The following is a 21,473-nucleotide window of genomic DNA, read 5'->3' on the forward strand; positions in this document are numbered from 1 at the left end:
GCACCTGAAGCATGCCTTTCATCGTTGCACCTCTAGTAGACAGCCATGAAATTCTTCAATAAGCCAGGACCCGAGTTGGCAGATCGAGTACCCCCTGGGCAGCACCTCGCAAACGGATTTCCGGTACTCACTTATGGAGAAACGCCTCAAGTTGCAACCGCTACTTGGGAGCTGAAGGTCTGGGGCTTAGCAGCACCTAAAACCTTGACCTGGGCCGACTTTATAGCCTTGCCTCAATCTGACTTTACTGCCGATTTTCACTGCGTTACAACCTGGTCTAAGCTAGACGTGAAATGGCAGGGCACCAAAGTTACAGATTTCATGCAGGCTATCGAGGTTGATGCTAAAGCTGCCTACGTTATGCTCCACTGCTATGGTGGGTACACCACTAACCTGGCGCTGCCTGACTTTATTCGAGAAGCTAACTTTTTTGCTCATACCCTAGCAGGTGAGCCGCTACCAGCTGAACATGGAGGTCCCCTGCGGTTGGTGGTGCCCCACCTTTATGCCTGGAAAAGTGCCAAGTGGATTAACGGTCTAGAGTTTTTAGAAGAACAAGAACTTGGCTTTTGGGAGCGCAATGGCTATCACGAGCGAGGTGAGCCTTGGGCTGAAGAACGCTACAGCAGCCTCTACTAACGCATTGATTGCAGCCCAACCAGTCAAGTTGAGGCTGATGGCTAGTCGGGCAATAGGGGAATATTGTTAAGAGAACCCAAGCCAGCCCGACCAGCCTGGCTCGGGTTTCCCCTCTCTCTGGGTATTCCCATGCAAGACAGCGATCCTATCTATGTCTCCTTGCCGGTTGCCGCTAAGCAGTGGCTAGAGAGCCTGCCTTGGGAACAACGGCGCTATGTGCTGTCCCTCTGCCACATTATGTGTGCGACTCCGCCGGAGGTGCAGGCTGAATTTTTGGACGACTACACCGCAGATGGGTTAGTATCTCGCATTCTTCAAGACAAGGAAACTCAGCAGCGAGTTAACAGCTATCTACAGCGATTTCATATTGACCTGATTTTGACGGAAACCGTTCTTCGGCGCTATATTCGCCAGTTCTATATTCATTCAGCCCAAGACACTCGGCAACAGCCTGGCTTGTATCTTGAATCGGCGCTTAAGCTAGTAGCTAGCAGCAAAGAGCGAAACAGCGTTTTCAACTATATTTTGGGATTTGAGCTGATCAAGCTCATGTTTCAGATGAGCTGGTCCCAGCATGAGCGGCTATACCGGCTGCAGGTCAACCAAGAAGACTTCATCCGCGCCTTTATCAAGCCTATTCAGTACGCTCACCGGCTTAATAGCGTGATTGTGCCTAGGGACGAGGGTCAGTTTTTTGCTCGGCGAGACTACTTTGTGCAGAGACCTGACCTGCAGGGCAGACGATTGATTGAACTGGTGATCGCCACTTTTACAACCTCAGCTGTGACCAGCTTGGGGCTCTCGATCATCTGTCATCCCAAGTCGTTTCAGTTTGAATACGACGTTATCTTTGCCCCTGAACCTCAAGAAGCTATTTTTAATCAGGTAATCTAGTTGATTAGGTGATTTAGGGTCGTTGCCACTCGGCAATGTTCCAGGTATGGAGATCCCAGGGCGTGAGGTCGATGCCGACTAGCTGATTGCTGACCCCAGCCGCATCGGCGCGATGAACTACCGGCAGAACGACTGCTTCGTTGACTAACAAGTCATTCATTTGGATAAAAATTTGCTGTCGCCGCTCTGGATTAAGCTCTCGATTAGACTGTTCCCAGAGGGCATCGTAGGCAGGATTGCAGTAGCGGGCGTAGTTTTGCTTAGACCAGCTATTGGCTTTTTGAGTAATTTCATCACAGGTGTAGGTTTTCATGTAGGCTCCTGGGTCGGGGTTAGTGTTGCCAGTTGCCAACATTTGCAGGTCAGCCTGAAACCGCTCTACAGTCTCCGAGTTTGCCGGATCGCCTGAGAAGTAGACGGAGGCGTCGATACTCTTCAGCTCAACTCTTATGCCGATAGCTTCTAGAGATTGTTTAATGATTTCCTGAGTCTTTTGCCGCAGCGGGTTGACTGAAGTTTGAAAAACGACTGTCATTTCAATGCCTTCTTTGTCGCGGGTACCGTTGTTGTTGGTGTCTACCCAGCCGGCTTGGTCGAGCAAGGTCTGTGCCTGATCCAGGCTGTAGGTATAGGTAGTGTTGCTAGAGTTAAAGGGCTCGGGTGCTACCAGAAAGTTGGTTGTGGCTCTGCCGGTGCTCCCATAAAGCCGCTCGGTAATCGTTTCTCGGTCAATAGCCAGGTTAAGGGCTTGCCTAACTTGCGGATCTACTAGGAAAGGATGGGGAAATTGCAGACTGGAGCGCTCCCCATCAGGGGTTGCCTGGTTAGGATCTGTAAAGTTGAGGATGACTCGCTCAACCAGCGAGCCAAAGCTGGTAACTACCTCTCCCCGGCCTGCCGCTTCCAACTGCTGCAGCACCGGCGCTTCCACTTGTAGGTTGTAGGCAAAGTCGGCATCTCCTGTTTGCAGGACAGCGCGGGCTGCAGAGGTGGCGTCTCCGCCGCCCTTGAGCTCAATGCGCTTGAAGGCAAGGCTGTCGGCTGCCCGGTAGTTGGGGTTGGGCTCGTAGACAACCACATCTCCAGGGCGAAACTCAGCGACTCGGTAAGGGCCGGTGCCAACCGGCATGCGGTTAGCTGGAGCTTCTCGGCCATTGGCCCCAGCGTAGTCTTGAAATAGATGCTGGGGCAAAATCATCCCCTCAGTGCCGGTGAAAACAAGGTACCAGGCGGGGTTAGGTTCTTTAAAGATGATTTGGACAGTGGTGTTGTCGAGCGCTTCTACCCGTTCGATGCTTTCGTAGGTACCGGCAGTGGTAGAACCGACCTCAGGATTGGTAATAAATTCGTAGGTGAAGACGACATCATTGGCTGTGAAGGGAGTGCCATCGGACCATTGGAGCCCTTCCTTGAGCTGCCAAGTTACCGATCGGCCGTCGGCAGCAACGCCACCATTCTCCAAACTGGGTTCTTCAGCTGCTAAAAATAGAACCATTTCCCCTTGGGCGTTGAAGCTGGCTAGGGGTTCTAGAGTGATGCGGCTGGCCTCAGAGTCTTTAAACCCGCTAGAGAAGTGAGGGTTTAGGATGGTTGGGGCCTGCCAGTAAAGTAGCCGTAAGGTGTCGCTAGCTACAGCTTCCTCACGACTGACTGAAGCTGCTTCGGTTTGAACTGAATTGGGGCTAGATCGGCAGCTGCTGAGCAGTAGTAAGCACAGTAGGGGGAGAATGGCGTATCGGGAAGCCATAAGTTTTTTGTATTTAGGCAATTGTTCAAAGATATTGTGTAGCCCCTAGCTTAGCGGGCCTGAGTTCATAGAATGGTTCACTTGTAGTGCCTTTGTAGAGCCTTACTGGTTTAAGTACCCAAGATATTCCAAGGTTCGGCGAAGGTTCGGCAACAACTCTTACCTTTGCAAGATTGGGACATTGGAGGACTTTGGCTATTTTGGAAGAGAAAACATTCATGTTTGGCGGAATGACCTTAAAAGATGACCCCCTGTGGTTTAAGAGCGCCATTATCTATGAAGTACCGGTTAGAGCCTTTGCAGACAGTAATGGGGACGGTATCGGCGACTTTCGAGGCTTGACAGAAAGGCTGGACTATCTGCAGGAGCTGGGGGTCACGGCGGTTTGGGTACTTCCCTTTTTCCCGTCGCCACTGCGGGATGATGGCTACGATATCGCAGATTATACTGAAGTCAACCCAATCTACGGCACCCTAGGAGACTTTAAGGAGTTCCTAACCGCTGCTCACCAGCGGGATATCCGAGTGATTATTGAGCTAATCATTAATCACACGTCTGACCAACACCCGTGGTTTCAACGTGCTCGGCGGGCACCAATAGGCAGCCCTGAACGAGATTTTTATGTCTGGAGCGATACACCAGAGAAATATAAAGAGACTCGAATCATCTTTCAGGATTTTGAGACCTCGAACTGGACCTGGGATCCGGTGGGGCAAGCCTATTACTGGCACCGCTTCTATCACCATCAGCCTGACTTGAATTACGACAATCCGGCGGTTCAAAAGGCTGTATTTGAGGTGATGGACTTTTGGCTGGATCTGGGCGTGGATGGCCTCAGAATGGATGCAGTCCCTTACTTATACGAGCGAGAAGGAACTAACTGTGAGAACCTGCCTGAAACCCATGCCTTTCTGAAGCAGCTACGGGCCTACGTGGATGAAAAGTATCCTAATCGGATGCTGCTAGCGGAGGCTAACCAGTGGCCAGAAGACGCTGCTGCCTACTATGGCGATGGCGATGAGTGCCACATGAATTTCCATTTTCCGCTGATGCCCCGACTCTTCATGGCGCTGCGGATGGAGGATAACTTCCCAATTCACGATATTTTGCAGCAGACTCCGGCGATTCCTGACAACTGCCAGTGGGGCCTGTTTCTGCGGAACCACGATGAGCTGACGCTGGAAATGGTCACGGATGAGGACCGGGACTATATGTACCGGGTCTATGCCCATGACCCAGAGATGCGGGTGAACCTGGGGATTCGCCGTCGTTTGGCCCCGCTGCTGGAGAACGATCGCAGACAAATTGAGCTGCTCAACAGTCTGCTGCTGGCGCTGCCGGGCACCCCAGTTTTGTATTACGGGGACGAGATCGGCATGGGCGACAACGTCTATGTGGGCGATCGCAACGGGGTGCGCACGCCGATGCAGTGGACTCCTGACCGTAACGCTGGATTTAGCCGGGCCAATCCCCACCGCCTTTATCTGCCGCTGATTGTAGATTCGGAGTACCACTACAACACGGTAAATGTGGAGGCGCAGCGGGCTAACCCCAACTCGCTGTTGAACTGGATGAAGCGGCTGATCTCTACCCGCAAGCGCTATCAGGCGTTGGGGCAGGGCGATTTTCAAATGCTGCACCCAGATAACCGTAAGGTGCTGGCCTTTACCCGTACCCATGAAGATGAGCAGATTTTGGTGGTGGCTAACCTGTCTCGCTTTGTGCAGACGGTGCAGCTCGATTTGCTTGGGTTTAAGGGTCGGGTGCCGGTTGAGATCTTTGGCCGCACAGAGTTTCCGGCGATTGAGGAGCAGCCCTACTTCCTTAGCCTTGGGCCTTATGCATTCTACTGGTTTACTCTGAAGCTACAGCCCAGCCAGATGCAGCTTCAGCCGCAGATCGATCTGCCCACGCTGACAGTGGCAGATCCTTGGTCAACGGTGCTGCAGCAGCCGGCACTGCGGGAGCGGCTAGAGGCGCTGTTGCCAGACTACCTGCTGCGCAACAACTGGCTACCGAAGGGACGGCACATTGCCCGTACCGCCCAAATTATTGAGGTCATTCCTCTGCCCCACGATGGCCGAGAGGCTCAGCTACTGGCGCTGCGGGTTGAGTATACCCAGGGCGATCCGGATATTTACCTGCTGGCTCTAACCCAGGCTGAAGGGGAACAGGCACTGCATTTGCTGACTGAAAATCCCCAGGCAGTTGTAGCCCGTCTGCGCCGACCAGGCAACGATGAGGTGGCGGTGCTGGTGGATGCGATCGCAGACAAATCCTTCCTCATGGGGCTGCTCGACACCATTGCCCATAACCGCACCTATCGAGGCAAAACCGGTGAGCTAGTTGCCCACGCCACCGAGCTGTTTGAAGCCTTTGGCGGCAGTAGCTTGCAGGGAGAGCCGCTGTTGCTCAAGGGCGAGTTTAATAACACCTCCATCATCTACTCCGGCGAGGTGGTAAAGGAAGGGATAATGCCCCAGCTGATTTTAAAGCTATTCCGCAAAGCCGGAGAGGGTACCAACCCAGACCTGGAAATCCGTCGATTCTTAGATCAGCAGCGCTTCGAGCACATTACCTCAGTGGCAGGCTGCCTGGAGTACCGCCGTCCTAAGGAAGAACCCACGACTGTCGGGATCTTGCAGCAGTATGTGCCCGATGCTCAAAGCGCTTGGGAGTACTCCTTAGACAGCCTACGCAGCTTCTTTGATCAGGTGGCGGTGCAGCAGGCTGATTTGATGGCTGTGCCGGTGCCGCAGGGATCTCTGTTGTCTTTACGGAGCGTCTTTGACCTAGCTCTCGATAGCGAGATACCCCTGGGCAGTGAAGCTGGGCCATTTCCCCTGTCCTCTAATCTGGTGCCCACCTCAGCCGCAGATGTGCCCACAGTTAAGGCATTTATTTCCCATGCCATTGGTTCCTACCTAGCTAATGTGCAGCTCTTAGGTCAGCGCACAGCGGAACTGCACCTGGCCTTGACCTCAGATCCCAAAAATCCTGATTTTGCCCCAGAACCGTTTACGACCTTTTACCAGCGTTCGATCTATCAATACGATCGCAACATCGCAGGCCGGGTCTTTTTGCTGCTGAAGGAGCGAATGCCTTTGCTTCCAGAGGATGCTAAGCCATTGGCCCAAAGGGTTTTGAGCCTACAGCAGGATCTTTTAGAGCACTTCCGCCGAGTGCTAGATCTCAAAATTACGGCTCTGCGAGCGCGCTATCACGGCGACTACCATCTAGGGCAGGTGCTCTATACCGGTAAGGACTTTTACATCATTGACTTTGAAGGCGAAGCTGCCCTCAATCTCAATGAACGCCGAATGAAGCGATCGCCCTTGCGAGATGTGGCCAGTATGCTGCAATCCTTCCACTACGCGGTCACCCAGGCCTTTGAGGATGAGGTTGAAAGCGGCATGATCCACCCGGAACAGCGCGATCGCATGCAGCAGTGGGCGCACTTCTGGGAGCGCTGGGTAAGCGCCGGCTTCCTCCACGCTTACCTGACAGCGGCCCAAGAGAGCACCTTCCTGCCCAAAACCCAGCAGGAACTGGAGGTGCTGCTAGACAATTACTCGCTTACCAAGGTTCTCTCTGATCTGGGCTATCGATTGATTAATAACCCCAGCCAAGTCAAAGTGCCGCTAGAGCGAGTGCTGCAGTTCACTAAAGGATCGCCAGTCCACCGATAGCGCTGCCTTTAGTGGTGACGCCAAGGTAGATATGCAAAGGAACTGAGGGCTGAAAAACCCTCAGTTCCTTTTGTTAGTTGCTCCTTTGGCTGAATGGCTCAGGTGCGGTTGCGCGCAGTTAAGAGGGCTTCTAGGTCCGTTGAGCCGATTTCGAGAAGGCCAAGCTCTTGCAAACTCGGTTGTGTTATCTGTAGGGAGCGAATGCTTTGGCGAATCAAAGGAATGGCGCTGCCCCCGATTAGCAGGGCGACAGTTAGACTAATAGCGCCATCGAGCCAGAACCAGTGGAAGGTTGAAATTGCGATCGCACCCGCAATTACCCCCACCGAACTGGCAAGATCAGCCAACACATGCAAAAATGCGCCCCGCACATTTAAGTCCTGATGATTTTCGCCGTGCAGCATCCATACGCCTAGACCGTTGATCACTAGGCCAATGATTGCTGTTATCAGCATGGGTTCACTAAAGATAGCTTGGGGAGGGGCAATCAAATGCTTAACGGCCTCCCAACTGATTAACCCAGCCATCACCAGCAGACCAAAGCTATTAATCAAAGCTGAAGCCACGTCTAAACGAGGCCGACCTGCGGATTTACGCGCTAGCATGAGCCGGGTCAGCCAACTAGCCGTGAGCGCCAAAATAATGGCCCAGCCGTCAGCTAGCATATGCCCCGCGTCTGACTGTAGAGCCAAGCTGTGGCTGAACCCGCCCACGACCCACTCAATCGCTGCAAACCCCATGACCAGGATTAAGAGCCTGCGCAGCGGCCGGCGTTGGTCAGCCACTAAAGACGCTGGTGAAGCACATTGCGGAGAGTTACAGGAATGCCAAACTGCAATCATTCACGAACCTTTGCTGCAAATATTAAAGCGGGGGCTGGACTGCTGATAAAACGCAGGGGGCTATCTTATGATGTCGTCAATCCCTGCCTGAAGGTGCCCGTTTTTAAGTAGCCCTTCTACAGAGCGGCGTCACAGGCGCTGGCAGCACCGTCATTATGCAGTATTGCTTACCGCAAAGAAACGCTCAGGCTGAACCAATCGCCCGGAATCTTGAAAAAACTTGGTAGAGAGGGGCGCATCGGCACCTAAGCAGGCTCTCCAGTCGATGCGATGGGCGCAACACCTGATACACTTAGCCAAGCAATTACGACCCGACTCCCCTCCCAGGTTGGCTATGGAATGGCACATATCCGATGCTCAAAGTCTGAGAATCATCGACCAAGAAATCGGTGAGCACGCATTTTCTCCCTCAGAATACGAAATTGTCCGTCGGGTTATCTATGCCACCGCTGACTTTGAGTACAAATCCCTCATTCACTTCTCAGATCAGGCTTTACAGTCGGGGGCTGCAGCTTTAGCCGCCCGCACTACTATCATTGTAGATCTGCCGATGGCGCAGGTCGGTATTACGCCCAGCATTCAAGCCACCTTTGCCAATCCGGTGTATTGCAGTATGGATGCCCTGACCCGGCCCCAAAAGGGAAAGAGCCGGGCTGCCTGGGGCATTGAGACGCTGGCCAAACGCTACCCTGAGGGCATCTTTGTCATTGGCTCTTCTCATACCGCTCTGGCCACGCTGGTAGATTTGATCGAAGAAGACCAGGTGCGACCGGCGTTGGTCGTTGGTACCCCAGCCGGTTTTCTCGATGTCGATGTCCTCAAAGCCCGCCTGCAGGACACCCTCATCCCGCATATCCGGATTAACGGTCGTAAAGGGAGTGCCGTAGTTGCTACCGCCATTCTCAACGGCCTGATTGACTTAGCCTGGCAGGCTTACGGCCGCGAAGCACAACAGATGGGCTAGGGCCAGTGAACTAAGATCGGTAGGCTAGGGACAATCGCGGTTTTCGATGGCTCCATCCGGCATGGTAGTGCGGCAAAAGCGCACCTCACTACGGTTAGCCCCTCGCAGGTTAGCACCCTTCAAGTTGGCGTCTGTCAGGTCTGCAGTACCTAACACCACGCTCATCAAAACAGCGTTTTCCAAGTTTGCCTGAGACAGGTCTGCATTATTCAGGTTTGCCTGGGTCATTTCAGCGCCTCGCAAGTCGGCCCCAACTAGCTTAGCTTCACTCAAATTAGCCCCATTGAGGCTAGCTCCAGCTAAGACAGCTCCGCTCAAGTCAGCTCTGTCAAAATAGCTCAGCATCAGATTGGCCTTACTCAAATTAGCTCCCTGCAAGTTGGCTTTTGTCAAAACAGCCACTTTTAGATTTGAGTTTTGCAGATCGGCATTTTGCAGATCGGCTTCGTCGAGGATGCACACCGGACAGGAGTTGGTGTCTAGCAGCTTCTCTACATCCTCAGGAATAGCCGCGTAAGCGGATTGGGCAAGGCCCAGGCATACAAACCAGACGATGCTCAGGGCCAAAAAAAGACGTTTCATGCTTCTCAAATCTACGCAGCTAGATATCGGTTTTATTCTCCCATTCAACGGATGCCCTTGCTAGGGTCAGTCTTGGGGGAAGTGATTAGCGTTAGCGGTGCGGCAAAGGGGTTTTTCCCAACCAAAACGCTGTTGGATGGAGCTGGGGTTGGCAGGGGGGCCAGCTGGCTAGGCTTTCACTGGAGCGGCCTGTGGGAGGAGACAGTAGACCTAGCCCCAGGCATAGATGGGTGAGGGTCTGCTGGAAACCGATATCGTGCCCTGGAGAGCCGACGACAGCATGGGCGTATTCGTGAGCTACCATAGCCAACCAGTCTTGAGGCAGCACCCGACCCACATCGATTAGCAGCGTTATGGGCCGGGTCTGAAGGATACAAACGCCATCTAGGCCCAAGTCGTTGGCTAAAGGCGCTGCCAGAATTTGCACGAAGGGGCGATCGGCTGGATGCAGACAGGCTTCGCACTCCTCTAACAGGCTCTGGAGATGTTGGTTTACCCGCTGGATCTGCAGGCCGATCCAGCCGCACATTTTCATGCGATCGCAAAGCTCCCCCTCCAGGTCAATCCCTACAGAAGCTGGGGTTATCTGGCGCAGTTCTTCTAGGTAACGAGTACCCCGCACAATAGGATCGTCGGTTGAACTCGGCGGCATCTGCCAACGGCTGGCCAAATTAATAACTGAATTGGGCACATGGAAATCGGGGAATTCAAAATGCTTCAAGGTACGGTTAGTCAGGCGCGCTCTGCGTGTAATTTGAGTATTTCAGATCAGGCTCCCTAACTGTTAACAAACAGCTCAATCTTGCTGCAACGTTTTAGTTTGGAGCTGTTAAACAAGGCGGCCTCAGACATTGCTATTGGGTAACTTTGCCTACTTGAGGCCTCCCTTTTAGTTCTATGGTAGGAGCTAGGTTTAAACTTGCTCGTTGAAGCCAGGAGCCTATGGGGGCAAGGCTTTTCCAAAACTTACATTGGTCTGTAGTGAACACTTTCGAACATCAACTCTATATATGCTTAAGGCAGAAGCTATATTAGTAGAAGACACACGCAATCTTTTGCAATAATCATGGTGGCCAGCCCTGTGCAGGTTCCGGGCCTCAGAGTCGGAGCAGCAAGCAGAATGAAAGTCTTGAGGGGAATTTTCTCATCTGTCGATGAGACGAGTTGTCCTACCTCGTACAACTTTCACATGCACACGGTCTGTTCAGATGGCCGACTCACGCCGGAAGCGCTCATGGAGCAGGCGTTTGGGTTGGGGCTGAAGGGATTTGCCATCACTGATCATCACACTGTTGCAGGCTATTTCAGAGCCAGACGATGGCTAGAAGACTGGCAGTGGCGTCATCCGGCGCGAGTCAAAGTAGGCAAAAGCGGAGTTTTAAGCAGCCAGGGAGAGCTTCCTCGTCTCTTTACAGGTATCGAGATTAACTCTCTATTGCTGGGCACTGACGTTCATATTTTGGGATATGGTTTTAGCCCTCAGCACTCGGCGATGCAGCCCTACATTCAGGGACACGCTCCTCAGGGAGAAAATCGATTGGCGGACAAGGTGATTTGCGCCCTTCAAGCGGCTGGAGGGCTGGCGGTTCTGGCCCATCCAGCTCGCTATCGACGGGCAGCAGCTGAGCTAATTGCTGGTGCGGCTGAACTGGGCATTGACGGAATTGAGACCTACTACGCCTACGACAATCCTGAGTGTTGGCGACCCTGCCCTAAGCAGACCCCCAAAATTAAAGCGCTAGCCCAAACCCACCAGCTCTTTACCACCTGCGGAACAGACACCCATGGGCTGACGCTCACCCGACGGCTTTAGTCTCGCTGATTCAGCTTAGTTAGCAACGGAGAGGGTGGGATTCGAACCCACGGTACCTTTCGGTACATCCGATTTCAAGTCGGACGCATTCGACCACTCTGCCACCTCTCCAGGGGGGTTGCGATGGATGATTCGCTTTTCTGTTATAGCACCCATCTGCGATCGCTGAACAGGCTGGCTAAGGGACCATCGCAACTGTTTCTGTGGCCTGGTGCAGCACCTCTTGAGAGCAGACCTCAAAAAACTGGTTGACCCAAACCTGGCAAACCTGATCCACTTGGCCGCCTTTCAATGTGACGACTGAGAAAGTGCGCTGACAGTCGGTTGGCGTCTGCACAATACGGGGCACGCTGGCCGCATTCAGATAAACGGTGCCGTCTGGATTACTCAGCAGCCGTTGACGCAGACGGTCTTTGCGGTGGCGCAGGCCGTGGTGCATGTGGCCAAAGGTGACGAGGGGGATTTGTTTACCCAACGCTTGAGCAGCGGCAATGGCCTCGGCCAGATCGGGGTCGCCATGATCGCCGCCCAAGGGTTTCCAGTCTCGGCCACAGATGTCTTCTGGCTGGTCGCCTAGGCCGGTCGGGCCGCAGTGCCCAATGAAAATGACTGTCTCGTGAGCGGCCGCCTGCACTGATGCCACAATCCGTTCAGCAGATTCGGCAAAGCCATGGACGTTGTAGCGATTGGCGTAAAAAGTTTTGTTTTTCCACTCAGAACCGCCCCAGCTAAAGGGTCGGCCCCCAACAACCGTGAGGCCGAATTGGGGAAAGTCAAGTTTGCCGTAGCCGACGTGACATTCTCCCAGCAGATCGACTTGAGTTTGCACCCAATCTTCTTGAGCCGGATCGTAGGGCCTTTTCTTGCGGCCCCAGTCGGTGGCGGTGTACCAAGCATCGTGGTTGCCAAAGATGGCGGCTTTGGGCTGCTCTAGCGCCGCAATTTGCCGCACTACGCCGACTGCTTCGTTGCCAAAGTCGCCGACAAATAGCACCAGGTCAATGGCTAGGTGGTGAAGTGCGATCGCATCTTCAGGGCTCCACTGGTCATGTACGTCCCCTACCACAGCAATCCGAATCGCGCGGTCTATCTGGGACGGGGAACTGTTCATGAGAGCCTCTCTAGCTGCATCCACTTATCTAAGATACTGCGTACAAATACGTCCTTGGGTTTGATTTCAGTAGGGTCTTCCCCTCGAAAGTGACAAGGGCCGGTCGTGGGCAGCATTTTCTGCCAAGTATTGAATGCGGTAAGCTTTTCAGCGGTTGCATAACAGGCTGCTCCACCATGACAAGCAAAACCTCCCTGCTGATTTTTACTGACCTCGATGGCACCCTGCTAGGCTCTGAAGACTATGCCTACGCGGCTGCCGTGCCGATGCTGGAGCGGCTGGGGACCGAAGGTATTCCCGTGATTCCCGTCACCAGCAAGACCCGTCGGGAAGTCGAAACGCTGCGCCAGCGAGTAGGGCTGCGCGATCCCTTTGTGGTGGAAAACGGCAGTGCTGTCTTTATTCCTCACGACCAGAACCAGTTTCAGCTGCCAGAGGGAGAAGATGCTGACGGCTACCGTATCCTGCAGCTGGGCTGCACCTATGTGGTGGCTAGGGCTGCGCTCAAGGCGATTGCCCAGCAGCTAGGCAGACCGCTTAAGGGCTTTGGCGACTGGACGGTAGAGCAGATTGAGCAGATGACAAAATTGGCCCACGCTGACGCCCAGCAGGCCAAGGCTCGTGAGTTTACAGAACCGTTCATGACGCCAAAAAATGTTGAGCCTGAAACTCTAGTTGCCGTGGTCGAGGATTTTGGCTTTCGGGTAGTGGTCGGCGATCGCTTCTCTCACCTAATTGGCGGCGAGGCAGGTAAAGGAGCTGCTGTTCGTCAGCTGACCGCCCTATACCAGACGGGATTGCCCGCAGGCAGCACCGTAAAGACTGTGGGTCTAGGGAACAGCCCCAACGATCTAGATATGTTAGAAGCAGTAGACATTGCCATCGTACTGCCCGGCCCGAGCGGCCCCCATCCCAAGCTAGCAGACCGGGGTTGGCAGGTTGCTCCAGAACCTGCTCCCGAAGGCTGGACTCTGGCCGTAGAGCAGGTTTTGGCTCAGGCAGGCTGCTAGAAGGGTTCACCAACCTGTAAAGCTGAAGTAAAACCTCACCAGACCCTCGCTGAGCCTGTTTTTGACTCTGATAAGCTGCCAAAGAAGGTTTTATGTTTACAGTCAACGGCTGTTTGTGCGTTCTTCTAGCTTTAGAAGCCTGTCCTGCAACCTCTGTAGACCCTCCAGCATCGCCAACCCTGTTCCCAGGAGGACACTGTGCCATTGACCAGCTTTAGCTTCACCCCTCTAAATAGCCTTGCTCTGCTGCTGTCGGCGGTCGCGTTGCTGGTGCTGGTGCCAACAGGGGTGCTGTTTTTAGAATGCCTGGCTGCTTTTTTCTGGCGGGGAGTCAAGCAGGGGGCTGAGGTTACCCTGCCCGCTGAGGTCAAGCTAGCCGTGCTGATTCCGGCCCATAACGAGGCGACTGGCATTGGCCAAACGCTAGAAACGGTTAAGCCTCAGTTGCGATCGCAAGACCGCCTCATCGTCATTGCCGACAACTGCACAGACGACACTGCCGCTGTTGCCCGCAGCTACGGAGCTACCGTCATTGAGCGGTTTAACATTCAAAACCGGGGCAAGGGCTACGCTCTCGACTTTGGCCTAACTCACCTCAAGGCCGAACCGCCCCAGGTTGTGATTTTTTTAGATGCCGACTGTAATGCTCATCCGGGTAGTATTGCCGCTCTCACCCAGCAGGCTCTGAAAACTGGTTATCCGGTACAGGCAACCTACCTGATGGAAAAGCCCCATGACCCTGGCTTAAAAGATTCCATCTCGGCCTTTGCCTTTAAAGTTAAAAACCTGGTGCGGCCCCTAGGTCTGCGCCAGCTCCAGCAGCCCTGCCTGCTGACCGGCACGGGCATGGCCATGCCTTGGGCGGCAGCCACGGCAGTTAGCATCGCCAGCGGCCACATCGTAGAAGACATGAAGCTGGGGCTTGATCTTGCGATCGCAGGCTACCCACCCCAGTTTTGCCCAGAAGCCTGGGTAACTAGCCGCCTGCCCCAGGGAGAAGCGGCCGCCAAGAGCCAGCGCACCCGCTGGGAGCACGGCCATCTCCAGGTTATGTCAGAGTTTGTACCCAAGCTCCTGCTGCAGTTTTTGCGGCAGGGTCGTCTGGGCTTGTTGTCGCTGGCGCTGGAGCTATCGGTGCTGCCCCTGTCCCTGCTTGTGATGCTCTGGGCTGGGCTGTTAGTGGTAATGGCTATCTTTACTGGCGTCACTGGGCTGTTGCTACCCCTGACCCTGGCGGCCCTAGCCGGTGCTTGCCTGTTCCTGGCTATCGGGCTAGCCTGGCAGCGCTATGGCCGCAGCGAAATTAGCTTAAAGCAGCTAGTACAAATCCCCCTATACATTCTCTGGAAGATTCCCCTGTACATAGGCTACGTGGTCAGGCCAGAAAAGCGCTGGATTCGCACCGAGCGCGATACTTAAGCTAACCAGACCTCTGGTAGCAGCCTTGCTCAAGGGCAGATGTCCTTTAGGGAACTGCTCGCCCCCAGTGCTAGCCCTAGCGGCAGCCCAGGCTGTCTCGCGTGCTGACTCCGGTCACCGGGTTAACGCCATCGGCAACTTTGCACATCCGCGCGATCTGGTATCGGTCCAAGATCGTACCTGAGAAATCAGCGCCTTGAATAATCGTGTCGGTGAAGGTCGAGCTGGTCATAATGGCTTCGGTCACCACCGCATTGGTCAGATCAGCCTGATCAAAAACTACCCGGTCGGCAAAGGACTTGGAGAGATCGACTCCGGCTAGATTGGCCTTGAGAAATAAGGCTTTGGTCAAGATCGTTCCGCTTAAGTCAGCCCCTTCAAAATTAGCCTCTCGCATCTCAGCCGCCGCGAAAGAGGTGCCCGAAAGGTTTTGGTGGGAGAAGTCTCGAAAGCTTAAATTAGTTAGGGTGTAATCAACGGTATTGGCCTGAGCGTAAGCTGGGGAAGGGAGACACAGCCCGCCTATGACCGCCAACAGGCAGACCAAGGTGACGACAAGTGCCGGTCGAAGGAGGGTGCGAATCGGCTGCAACATAGGCTTTCCCACAGGTTTTTAATAACTGCCCTTTATTATGCAAAATGATCTCTCTAGATGCGACTGCTAGAGATCTGCAGCTAACGCCTGAAGGATCTCCTGGAATTCTGGCGGCAGGCGGCGCAGTACTTTTCGGGTCTGGCGGTCAACTGGCGCTAGGGTCACTGTGCCCAGCACGCAGGTGGTGCCGGTTTCCTGCTGCTGAATATCAAAATGCCAAACGATGCGGATGCCCTTAATTGGCTCTACCCTAGCCCGCACCACGCCAACCTCGCCCATCTGCAGCGACTGCCGGTAGCGCAAAGACAGGTCTACTACGGGCAGGTCAATGCCCGCTGCCACCCAGTCGGCAAAATTGACTTGGTGCGATCGCAAATACTCTACCCGCGCTTCCTCCATCCAAGCGACGTAGGTACCATGCCAGACAATCCCGGCATAGTCAGTGTGGTGAGGCTGCACTCGCACCGGGTAGTCAAACCATCCTGTTGCCATAGCCACTCCATACAAACCCCGGTCAGAATACCAGAAACCGATTCCACACCGCCCAAGGCGAAATGAAATTGCCTTAAAGCGTAATTAATTGCGCTCTACTACAAATTATGAATTCCGCCAAAATAGCTCCAAAACCAATGCCTATGATGGTTGAGGGTAAGCTTAGAGCCTTGAAAAATCAGGATTTCAAGGCCAAATACCCAACTTACATCCTCTCAACTCCCATCGTTAGCCAGCCTTTTTGGGGCAAGCAATAAGAGGTCATTATGATAGAAAAAATTCTTCTGGCAGACTCCGGAGTCGGTAATACCGAAGCCATGATGAAAGTCCTGATGGATATTCCCACCATTCAGCGGGCTTCTGTAACCGTGCTTCACGTAGTGCCTTCCCAGGTATCCGCAGAAGGGATGACTGCAAAGTGGGAAGAAGGTGGGCGCACCCTGGCCGGTGCCATCAAGAACCTGGATCTCGACCCCACCCGCGTGACAGCAGTGCTGCGGGAAGGTGACCCCAAGGACGTGGTCGTCAAAGTCGCTGATGAAATCGATGCCAGCCTGATCATCATGGGCTCTCGCGGCTTGAAAGGGCTGAAGGCAATTTTGGAGAACTCAGTCAGCCAATACGTGTTTCAGCTGGCTTCGCGGCCCATGCTGCTGGTCAAAGATGACCTCTACACCGTTCGCCCAATCAAACGGGTGCTGGTTGCCCTCGATAAGTCAGACTCAGCGCGGGAAAGCCTAAACTTGGCACTCACGCTGCTGAGAGACATCAAGGGTGGTGAGCTAACTCTGGTACACACCGTTTCTAACCTAAAGGCCAAATTATCTGACGTCACCAGCTCTGATCCCAGTCAAGACCCGATCTTGATGGCAGCTGTGTCTGAAGCCAAAAGATACGGCATTCCTTGCAAACTGGAGGCCCCAGAAGGCAAACCAGGAACCCGGATTTGTCAGCTGGTTGAAGACAGAAATATCGACCTGCTGATTTTGGGTTCTCCCGACCGCCGTCCCTCTATTGCTAAAGGTCTGCCCGACCTAGACCGATTGCTGGGCGAATCGCTGTCAGACTATGTGCGAGTCTACGCCAACTGCCCTGTGCTGCTGACCCGCATAGCCAGCTAAGCCTGAGGGTTAACAGCTCATGTCTAAGCTCTGAGGTGGTTAATCCCTCTCAGGGCCAATTGGGGTCAAATTGGAGTCTGAGCCGTGACACAGTCATCAGGAATTCACTGCTGAACTGGGAACTCTAAGAGTGTGTTTCCTGTAGATGACTCGGCCATCCAATTAATGGCTATGACTAAAAAACAACCCATCTGGTGGGCTGTTGGAGCTTTAGTAGGCTTTAGCCTGGCTGCAGGCACTGAAGGCTCTGAAGTTCAGCCTACCAGAGTGCTTTCTCAAGCTACAGCTCAACGGGTAAAGCTGTACGACTTTCCCCCGCCAAATGCTGTGTATCAAATTCAAGGGACAACGGCCTCTGTAACCATTTTCAATGGATCGCCGGAGCCTTTAGAGATAACCCTGACAAACGGCCTCAACGAACGCACTATTTTGAGGTTTGCGCCTTGCCCTAACTGTTCAACCTATGCGCCTGGGCAAGGGCCACAGGACTGTGAAGCTGAATCAGTCCCCACGACCTATTACCTCAATCCCGGCGAATATGAGTCTAAAGCTGTTTTCAAGGGGCAGACCTGGGGATTCAGGAGCCGTTGGGTTCTTTCTAGCGGATGGGAGCACAAGCAGTGTGTGTTTTCGACCTATGGAGTTCCCGGAGGGCCTTATTAAGCATGGAAACCTACGTCGTTTTCACCCTCTTTGGAGCTGTGTTGGGGCTGCTGATCGACTGCGGCCAAGGGCGGATTTCTACCACCCCTACAGCCAAGCGAGCGACACAATCACGAACCATCAAAATCAAACTCAACACACAGCCGAAACGGCCTAAAAAGGAAATCGCAAACCTGGGGGGCACAGTTGTCTATCGAGAGCAGCCTCCTGCTTCACCCCCTCGATCTAGCACTCAACCTAAGCAAGAGACTGCTGTTCCACCCTCCACTCCCGCTACAAAGCCGCCCTCGGCTCCTACTCCTAGTGCTTCTCCGCCGCCACCGTTACCTGAGCCCAATTGGGTGAAGTCTGAAACGGGCTTTGGTAATGCTGGGGGCATGATCATCTATAAAAAGCGGCCAACTCCAACCAAAACAACACCAGCACCTCAACCTTCTGCTACCCCACCTCCCCAATCTTCGCTATCAGTTCCGAGCACTTTTCACCCATCGATGCTGCGTGAGGAGGTTGAGATACCCACTTCTCTACTGTTTAAGCTTGACCGATACACTTACAACAGAAAGCTCTCAGAGCGGTTGGTGAGGCAGGTTGCTGAAAAGAACCCAGGTAAGTCAGGTCAGTGGTGTGCCGAAAAGGCCCTTTGGGACTTGGAGCGCGATCGCAAATAAACCTCCCGCCTCACTCACGTAGATGGGATGCTGGGATCAAAATTCCCTCAGGGCTAATACACATTGAATTAGGGACTGTGATGTGCGATCGCATATGAGCCTCACTGCCTGCCACCCCATCAACCCAAAAAATACTAAAAGCAAAGCCCTGAGATGTTTTAACATCTCAGGGCTTTGTTTCTTGATGAGTCCGAAGTATACCCCCAGGGGAATTCGAATCCCCGTCGCCTCCGTGAAAGGGAGGTGTCCTAGGCCTCTAGACGATGGGGGCGCGGACTTCAGACATTTTTTAGTATAGACAAGGGGTGCCCCTGTGTCAAACTGCTCACCATTTTTTTCCTAAAGAACTTTTTAGGTCCTGTTTGACAGAGGTGGACAGCCCTGGATTAGCCAGCGGATGGGCCGTGGCGTAAGCGAGCTTATCTCATTAGCGCTAACGCCAGTTGGCGTTACGTAAGCGGATAAGCTGACGGCGCATTTCAGGAGAGGCGTCGACCTCAGAGATCTCTTGCAGAGAGACTTCCGACTGGAGAGATTCAACAAAATCGTCGTCACCGTAGGCAACGGCATCCACCAGCAACTCCAGTAGCTGGTCCCGATTCTGCATAACTCCTTTTTCTTCAATGATGCGAAACTTCAGCTTGACTTCGCATTCATAAACGCCAACCTCAGGGTCTACAGGTTGTTGGTGTGCTGAACTGTTCATTACAGAGATTCCTTACTTCCCTAGTCGGAATAAGTGGTTATCAAAAGTGTAAAAATGGGGGACACCCATGCCTGGAGCGGGGGGACACCAAAGGCTGGCCTGGATTTGCTAAAAACGGCTCTGATCAGCGGGTAAGGCTAAATGCAGGGTCTGACTCTTGACTTAAAGTTGAGCTGACCTCTCCTCACATTGAGAAATGCTTTACCCACTGCAGGACGGCTATAAGAGCAGTTGCCGTAGCCTTTGATGGCCCAGGTATCTGGGGCGGCAAAACATTTGCTTTAGAGGTCAATCTCCTCTTTCTATAAAACCAATTTCCCCCCGTGAAAAAGCCGTCTAAGGTCCATATTCATAGGATCAATACAGTCCTATGAGGTGAGCTTTAAACCGTCTATCAACCTCAGTAGTTCCCTCAAGCCTGCCGTTACTGAGAAACCGAAGTCACTTGTTTGGAAGCAGGTCAATCCGCCATTTGGCCCAAAAATGGCGGATTCTTAAACTGGAATTTCTGTGTTTAGGGGCAGAGCTCGTTGGAACTGATAGTTCCTTGGGAAAATTCGTAACCCAATTTAGAGCGAGTTTTGTCAGCCTGCTGTGACAGTGTAGACACTCAGCTGAGCAGGCAGGCTTAGAGATGAAGTGCAGCTAGCCCGAGATAGCGAATCCCCTGGGGGGTGACGGCAAAGCGGCAGGGAAGCACCTCAACCCCTTTAGCGATCGCATCTCGCAGCAGGCGTCCGTATTCTGGATCAGGGCCGTCGCCGGGGGCAAACTCATCGCAGTCACCTCGGTTGATGAAATAGAGCATCACAGCTCTGGCCTCAGGCACCAGCGCCATCAGTTCCCGCAGATGCTTTTGGCCCCGAGTGGTCACCGTGTCGGGAAACAGCGCCCGAGGTCCCTGCACCCAGGTGGTATTTTTGACCTCAACATAAATTGGTGGCTGCTGAGGGTCGCCTTTGAGCACGAAATCTACTCGGCTTTTGCGATCGCTGCCATAGCAGACCTCAGACAAAATCTGGTCATAAGCTCCCAGTTCTGGAAAAAGACGGGCTTCTAGGGCTGACTTGATGACTCGATTGGGCACTGCTGTATTGACCCCCACCCAAGTCGGCACCGTATCGTGAACCTCTGAAAGTTCCCATGTGTAAGGCAGTTTGCGCTTGGGGTCGGGCTTGTGAGACACCAGTACTCGACCGCCTAGATTGCACACTCCGGTCATTGGCCCGGTGTTGGGGCAGTGGGCCGTAATTACTTCATCGGTATCTAGCTCAATGTCGGCAAAAAAGCGTTTGTAGCGCTTCAGTAGCGTGCCGCCCAGAAGCGGAGGATAGAGATAGTGCCAATCACCTGAAGCCATACAACATCTGCTAGATGAAATTGCCTGAAGGTCACTATAGCGGGTCAAGGTAGCTCTGTAGGCGAAACGGAAGCCGAAGCTTGATTGCGTTTGAGTGCATAGGAAATTCAGACCCGGCAAAGCAAAATCGTGGGTTTGGATGCGGCTGGAATTCTAGTAAATTAAACGTTTGTCAAGCAAATCAACTCGTTAGACACGGTGTAAGGAGAAAACGTGGTTTGGTCTCGTCGAACTGTTGTCTCAGGTATTGCAAGTCTGCTGCTGTTATGGCCGTTGACGGCCTGCACGCCCCGCACACCTACTGACCCCTCTGGAGAAGCCCCGGCAGGAGAAGCAAGCGCCACGCTGCCGCTGACGGTGGGCGCAATTCCCGATCAGGACCCGGAGCAGCTACAGCGGCTCTACACTCGGCTGGCTGAGTATTTGTCAGCAGAACTCGGGGTGCCGGTTGAATACAAGCCTGTGACCGACTATGCAGCGGCGGTTACGGCGTTTCGGGTGGGCGATCTGGACCTAGTGTGGTTTGGGGGGTTGACGGGGGTACAGGCTAGGCTGCAGGTGCCCGATGCCCAAGCTATTGCCCAACGGGATATTGACGCAGAATTTCAGAGCGTCTTTATTGCTAATACGAACAGCAATCTAGCTGAGATCGAAGATATTAGTGAGTTAACAGCTCTGAAGGGGCGCACGTTGACCTTTGGCAGTGAGTCGTCTACCTCGGGTCGTCTGATGCCCCAATACTTCCTGGAGCAGGCTGGCGTTGTCCCGACAGATTTTAAGGGAGAAGTCGGATTCTCCGGCAACCACGATGCGACGATTAAGCTGGTTGAAGCGGGCACCTATGAGGTCGGTGCACTCAACTCCCAGGTCTGGGAGCAGCGGGTTGCTGAAGGGGCGGTAGATGAGAGTAGGGTGAGCGTAATCTGGTACACGCCTCCTTACTACGACTATCACTGGGTCATTAGCCCCGAAGTAGAGGAGCGCTATGGAGAAGGTTTTGTTGAGCGAGTTCAAACTGCCCTGACCCGCCTCGACCCCAGCGTGCCCGAGCAGCAGGAGATTTTAGAGCTGTTTGGCGCAGAGACCTTTATTCCCACGCAGAACGAAAACTACGCTCAAATTGAAGCGGTGGGCCGTCAGATCGGCAAGATTCAGTAG

General features: G+C 53.6%; 20 protein-coding genes and 2 tRNA genes. 11 read left to right on the plus strand and 11 right to left on the minus strand.

The genetic code is table 11. The annotated features are described in order from the left end of the window. Positions 1-45: 45 nt before the first annotated feature. Together H6G13_RS14945 and H6G13_RS14950 are read left to right on the plus strand one after the other, a co-directional pair. A complete protein-coding gene (locus H6G13_RS14945; protein ID WP_190484035.1) occupies positions 46-639 on the plus strand; it encodes a sulfite oxidase-like oxidoreductase in 594 nt (197 codons plus the stop codon). 129 nt (positions 640-768) lie between these two features. After that, the gene (locus H6G13_RS14950) at positions 769-1,533 is read left to right on the plus strand and encodes a cobyrinic acid a,c-diamide synthase (RefSeq protein WP_190484037.1); all 765 of its coding nucleotides are present in this window, start codon (positions 769-771) and stop codon (positions 1,531-1,533) included. 13 nt (positions 1,534-1,546) lie between these two features. On the opposite strand, the gene H6G13_RS14955 is transcribed toward H6G13_RS14950, so the two are convergent. After that, positions 1,547-3,280: a peptide ABC transporter substrate-binding protein gene (locus H6G13_RS14955; protein WP_190484039.1), complete on the minus strand. Its 1,734-nt coding sequence runs from the start codon at positions 3,278-3,280 to the stop codon at positions 1,547-1,549. 230 nt (positions 3,281-3,510) lie between these two features. Between H6G13_RS14955 and treS the strand changes: the two genes are divergently transcribed. Continuing rightward, entirely contained in the window at positions 3,511-6,969 is a 3,459-nt protein-coding gene (gene treS, locus H6G13_RS14960) for a maltose alpha-D-glucosyltransferase (RefSeq protein WP_242028338.1), read from the plus strand. A gap of 98 nt (positions 6,970-7,067) precedes the next feature. Here treS and H6G13_RS14965 read toward each other — a convergent pair whose 3' ends face one another. Further along, the gene (locus H6G13_RS14965) at positions 7,068-7,754 is read right to left on the minus strand and encodes a cation diffusion facilitator family transporter (RefSeq protein ID WP_199305922.1); all 687 of its coding nucleotides are present in this window, start codon (positions 7,752-7,754) and stop codon (positions 7,068-7,070) included. 391 nt (positions 7,755-8,145) lie between these two features. Here H6G13_RS14965 and H6G13_RS14970 point away from each other — a divergent pair, with 391 nt between their 5' ends. Beyond that, a complete protein-coding gene (locus tag H6G13_RS14970) occupies positions 8,146-8,775 on the plus strand; it encodes a precorrin-8X methylmutase (RefSeq protein ID WP_190484042.1) in 630 nt (209 codons plus the stop codon). A 24-nt stretch (positions 8,776-8,799) separates the two neighbouring features. On the opposite strand, the gene H6G13_RS14975 is transcribed toward H6G13_RS14970, so the two are convergent. Then, positions 8,800-9,357, minus strand: coding sequence for a pentapeptide repeat-containing protein (locus tag H6G13_RS14975; protein WP_190484045.1), 558 nt, complete (start codon positions 9,355-9,357; stop codon positions 8,800-8,802). A 91-nt stretch (positions 9,358-9,448) separates the two neighbouring features. Continuing rightward, positions 9,449-10,048 carry a hypothetical protein gene (locus H6G13_RS14980; RefSeq protein WP_199305923.1) on the minus strand — a complete coding sequence of 200 codons (600 nt, stop codon included), beginning with the start codon at positions 10,046-10,048 and terminating at the stop codon, positions 9,449-9,451. Positions 10,049-10,546: 498 nt separating this feature from the next. Here H6G13_RS14980 and H6G13_RS14985 point away from each other — a divergent pair, with 498 nt between their 5' ends. Continuing rightward, positions 10,547-11,170 (plus strand): PHP domain-containing protein, encoded by a 624-nt coding sequence (locus tag H6G13_RS14985; protein WP_242028339.1) that lies wholly within the window; start codon positions 10,547-10,549, stop codon positions 11,168-11,170. Positions 11,171-11,196: 26 nt separating this feature from the next. Here the strand turns inward: H6G13_RS14985 and H6G13_RS14990 are convergent. Together H6G13_RS14990 and H6G13_RS14995 are read right to left on the minus strand one after the other, a co-directional pair. Further along, positions 11,197-11,281: transfer RNA gene (locus tag H6G13_RS14990), tRNA-Ser, on the minus strand. A 67-nt stretch (positions 11,282-11,348) separates the two neighbouring features. Continuing rightward, positions 11,349-12,281: a TIGR04168 family protein gene (locus H6G13_RS14995; protein WP_190484050.1), complete on the minus strand. Its 933-nt coding sequence runs from the start codon at positions 12,279-12,281 to the stop codon at positions 11,349-11,351. A gap of 176 nt (positions 12,282-12,457) precedes the next feature. Between H6G13_RS14995 and H6G13_RS15000 the strand changes: the two genes are divergently transcribed. After that, a complete protein-coding gene (locus H6G13_RS15000; RefSeq protein WP_190484051.1) occupies positions 12,458-13,291 on the plus strand; it encodes an HAD-IIB family hydrolase in 834 nt (277 codons plus the stop codon). Positions 13,292-13,489: 198 nt separating this feature from the next. Continuing rightward, positions 13,490-14,710 carry a glycosyltransferase family 2 protein gene (locus tag H6G13_RS15005; protein WP_347277486.1) on the plus strand — a complete coding sequence of 407 codons (1,221 nt, stop codon included), beginning with the start codon at positions 13,490-13,492 and terminating at the stop codon, positions 14,708-14,710. Between the two features lie 76 nt (positions 14,711-14,786). Here the strand turns inward: H6G13_RS15005 and H6G13_RS15010 are convergent, their stop codons facing one another. Together H6G13_RS15010 and H6G13_RS15015 are read right to left on the minus strand one after the other, a co-directional pair. Next, positions 14,787-15,305, minus strand: a complete 519-nt coding sequence (locus H6G13_RS15010; protein WP_190484053.1) for a pentapeptide repeat-containing protein — start codon at positions 15,303-15,305, stop codon at positions 14,787-14,789. A 66-nt stretch (positions 15,306-15,371) separates the two neighbouring features. Beyond that, a complete protein-coding gene (locus H6G13_RS15015; protein ID WP_190484055.1) occupies positions 15,372-15,797 on the minus strand; it encodes a thioesterase family protein in 426 nt (141 codons plus the stop codon). Between the two features lie 266 nt (positions 15,798-16,063). Here H6G13_RS15015 and H6G13_RS15020 point away from each other — a divergent pair, with 266 nt between their 5' ends. The 3 genes from H6G13_RS15020 (at position 16,064) to H6G13_RS15030 (ending at position 18,249) form a co-directional block, all read left to right on the plus strand. After that, positions 16,064-16,918, plus strand: a complete 855-nt coding sequence (locus tag H6G13_RS15020) for a universal stress protein (protein WP_190484057.1) — start codon at positions 16,064-16,066, stop codon at positions 16,916-16,918. A 171-nt stretch (positions 16,919-17,089) separates the two neighbouring features. Continuing rightward, entirely contained in the window at positions 17,090-17,581 is a 492-nt protein-coding gene (locus H6G13_RS15025) for a hypothetical protein (protein ID WP_190484059.1), read from the plus strand. 2 nt (positions 17,582-17,583) lie between these two features. Further along, complete coding sequence (locus H6G13_RS15030) at positions 17,584-18,249, plus strand: hypothetical protein (RefSeq protein WP_190484060.1); 666 nt, start codon at positions 17,584-17,586, stop codon at positions 18,247-18,249. Between the two features lie 198 nt (positions 18,250-18,447). Here H6G13_RS15030 and H6G13_RS15035 read toward each other — a convergent pair. The 3 genes from H6G13_RS15035 to sfsA form a co-directional block, all read right to left on the minus strand. Continuing rightward, positions 18,448-18,520, minus strand: a tRNA-Glu gene (locus H6G13_RS15035). A gap of 162 nt (positions 18,521-18,682) precedes the next feature. Then, the gene (locus H6G13_RS15040; protein WP_190484062.1) at positions 18,683-18,955 is read right to left on the minus strand and encodes an Npun_R1517 family heterocyst differentiation transcriptional regulator; all 273 of its coding nucleotides are present in this window, start codon (positions 18,953-18,955) and stop codon (positions 18,683-18,685) included. A 628-nt stretch (positions 18,956-19,583) separates the two neighbouring features. Beyond that, positions 19,584-20,315 (minus strand): DNA/RNA nuclease SfsA, encoded by a 732-nt coding sequence (sfsA, locus tag H6G13_RS15045; RefSeq protein WP_190484064.1) that lies wholly within the window; start codon positions 20,313-20,315, stop codon positions 19,584-19,586. A 213-nt stretch (positions 20,316-20,528) separates the two neighbouring features. Here sfsA and H6G13_RS15050 point away from each other — a divergent pair, with 213 nt between their 5' ends. Further along, the gene (locus tag H6G13_RS15050; protein ID WP_190484065.1) at positions 20,529-21,473 is read left to right on the plus strand and encodes a putative selenate ABC transporter substrate-binding protein; all 945 of its coding nucleotides are present in this window, start codon (positions 20,529-20,531) and stop codon (positions 21,471-21,473) included.

The organism is Pseudanabaena sp. FACHB-2040, assembly GCF_014696715.1.
In the GTDB taxonomy this organism is placed as follows: Bacteria; Cyanobacteriota; Cyanobacteriia; order Phormidesmidales; family Phormidesmidaceae; genus JACVSF01.

Excerpts from the sequence above, each read along its gene's own strand:
- H6G13_RS15000 (WP_190484051.1), top strand. The coding sequence starts at position 12,458 with ATGACAAGCAAAACCTCCCTGCTGATTTTTACTGACCTCGATGGCACC.
- H6G13_RS15040 (WP_190484062.1), bottom strand. The coding sequence starts at position 18,955 with ATGAACAGTTCAGCACACCAACAACCTGTAGACCCTGAGGTTGGCGTT.
- H6G13_RS14970 (WP_190484042.1), top strand. The coding sequence starts at position 8,146 with ATGGAATGGCACATATCCGATGCTCAAAGTCTGAGAATCATCGACCAA.
- H6G13_RS14975 (WP_190484045.1), bottom strand. The coding sequence starts at position 9,357 with ATGAAACGTCTTTTTTTGGCCCTGAGCATCGTCTGGTTTGTATGCCTG.
- H6G13_RS15020 (WP_190484057.1), top strand. The coding sequence starts at position 16,064 with ATGATAGAAAAAATTCTTCTGGCAGACTCCGGAGTCGGTAATACCGAA.
- treS (WP_242028338.1), top strand. The coding sequence starts at position 3,511 with ATGACCTTAAAAGATGACCCCCTGTGGTTTAAGAGCGCCATTATCTAT.
- H6G13_RS15030 (WP_190484060.1), top strand. The coding sequence starts at position 17,584 with ATGGAAACCTACGTCGTTTTCACCCTCTTTGGAGCTGTGTTGGGGCTG.
- H6G13_RS14985 (WP_242028339.1), top strand. The coding sequence starts at position 10,547 with ATGCACACGGTCTGTTCAGATGGCCGACTCACGCCGGAAGCGCTCATG.
- H6G13_RS15010 (WP_190484053.1), bottom strand. The coding sequence starts at position 15,305 with ATGTTGCAGCCGATTCGCACCCTCCTTCGACCGGCACTTGTCGTCACC.
- H6G13_RS14950 (WP_190484037.1), top strand. The coding sequence starts at position 769 with ATGCAAGACAGCGATCCTATCTATGTCTCCTTGCCGGTTGCCGCTAAG.
- H6G13_RS14995 (WP_190484050.1), bottom strand. The coding sequence starts at position 12,281 with ATGAACAGTTCCCCGTCCCAGATAGACCGCGCGATTCGGATTGCTGTG.
- H6G13_RS15015 (WP_190484055.1), bottom strand. The coding sequence starts at position 15,797 with ATGGCAACAGGATGGTTTGACTACCCGGTGCGAGTGCAGCCTCACCAC.
- H6G13_RS14945 (WP_190484035.1), top strand. The coding sequence starts at position 46 with ATGAAATTCTTCAATAAGCCAGGACCCGAGTTGGCAGATCGAGTACCC.
- H6G13_RS15025 (WP_190484059.1), top strand. The coding sequence starts at position 17,090 with ATGACTAAAAAACAACCCATCTGGTGGGCTGTTGGAGCTTTAGTAGGC.
- H6G13_RS14955 (WP_190484039.1), bottom strand. The coding sequence starts at position 3,280 with ATGGCTTCCCGATACGCCATTCTCCCCCTACTGTGCTTACTACTGCTC.
- sfsA (WP_190484064.1), bottom strand. The coding sequence starts at position 20,315 with ATGGCTTCAGGTGATTGGCACTATCTCTATCCTCCGCTTCTGGGCGGC.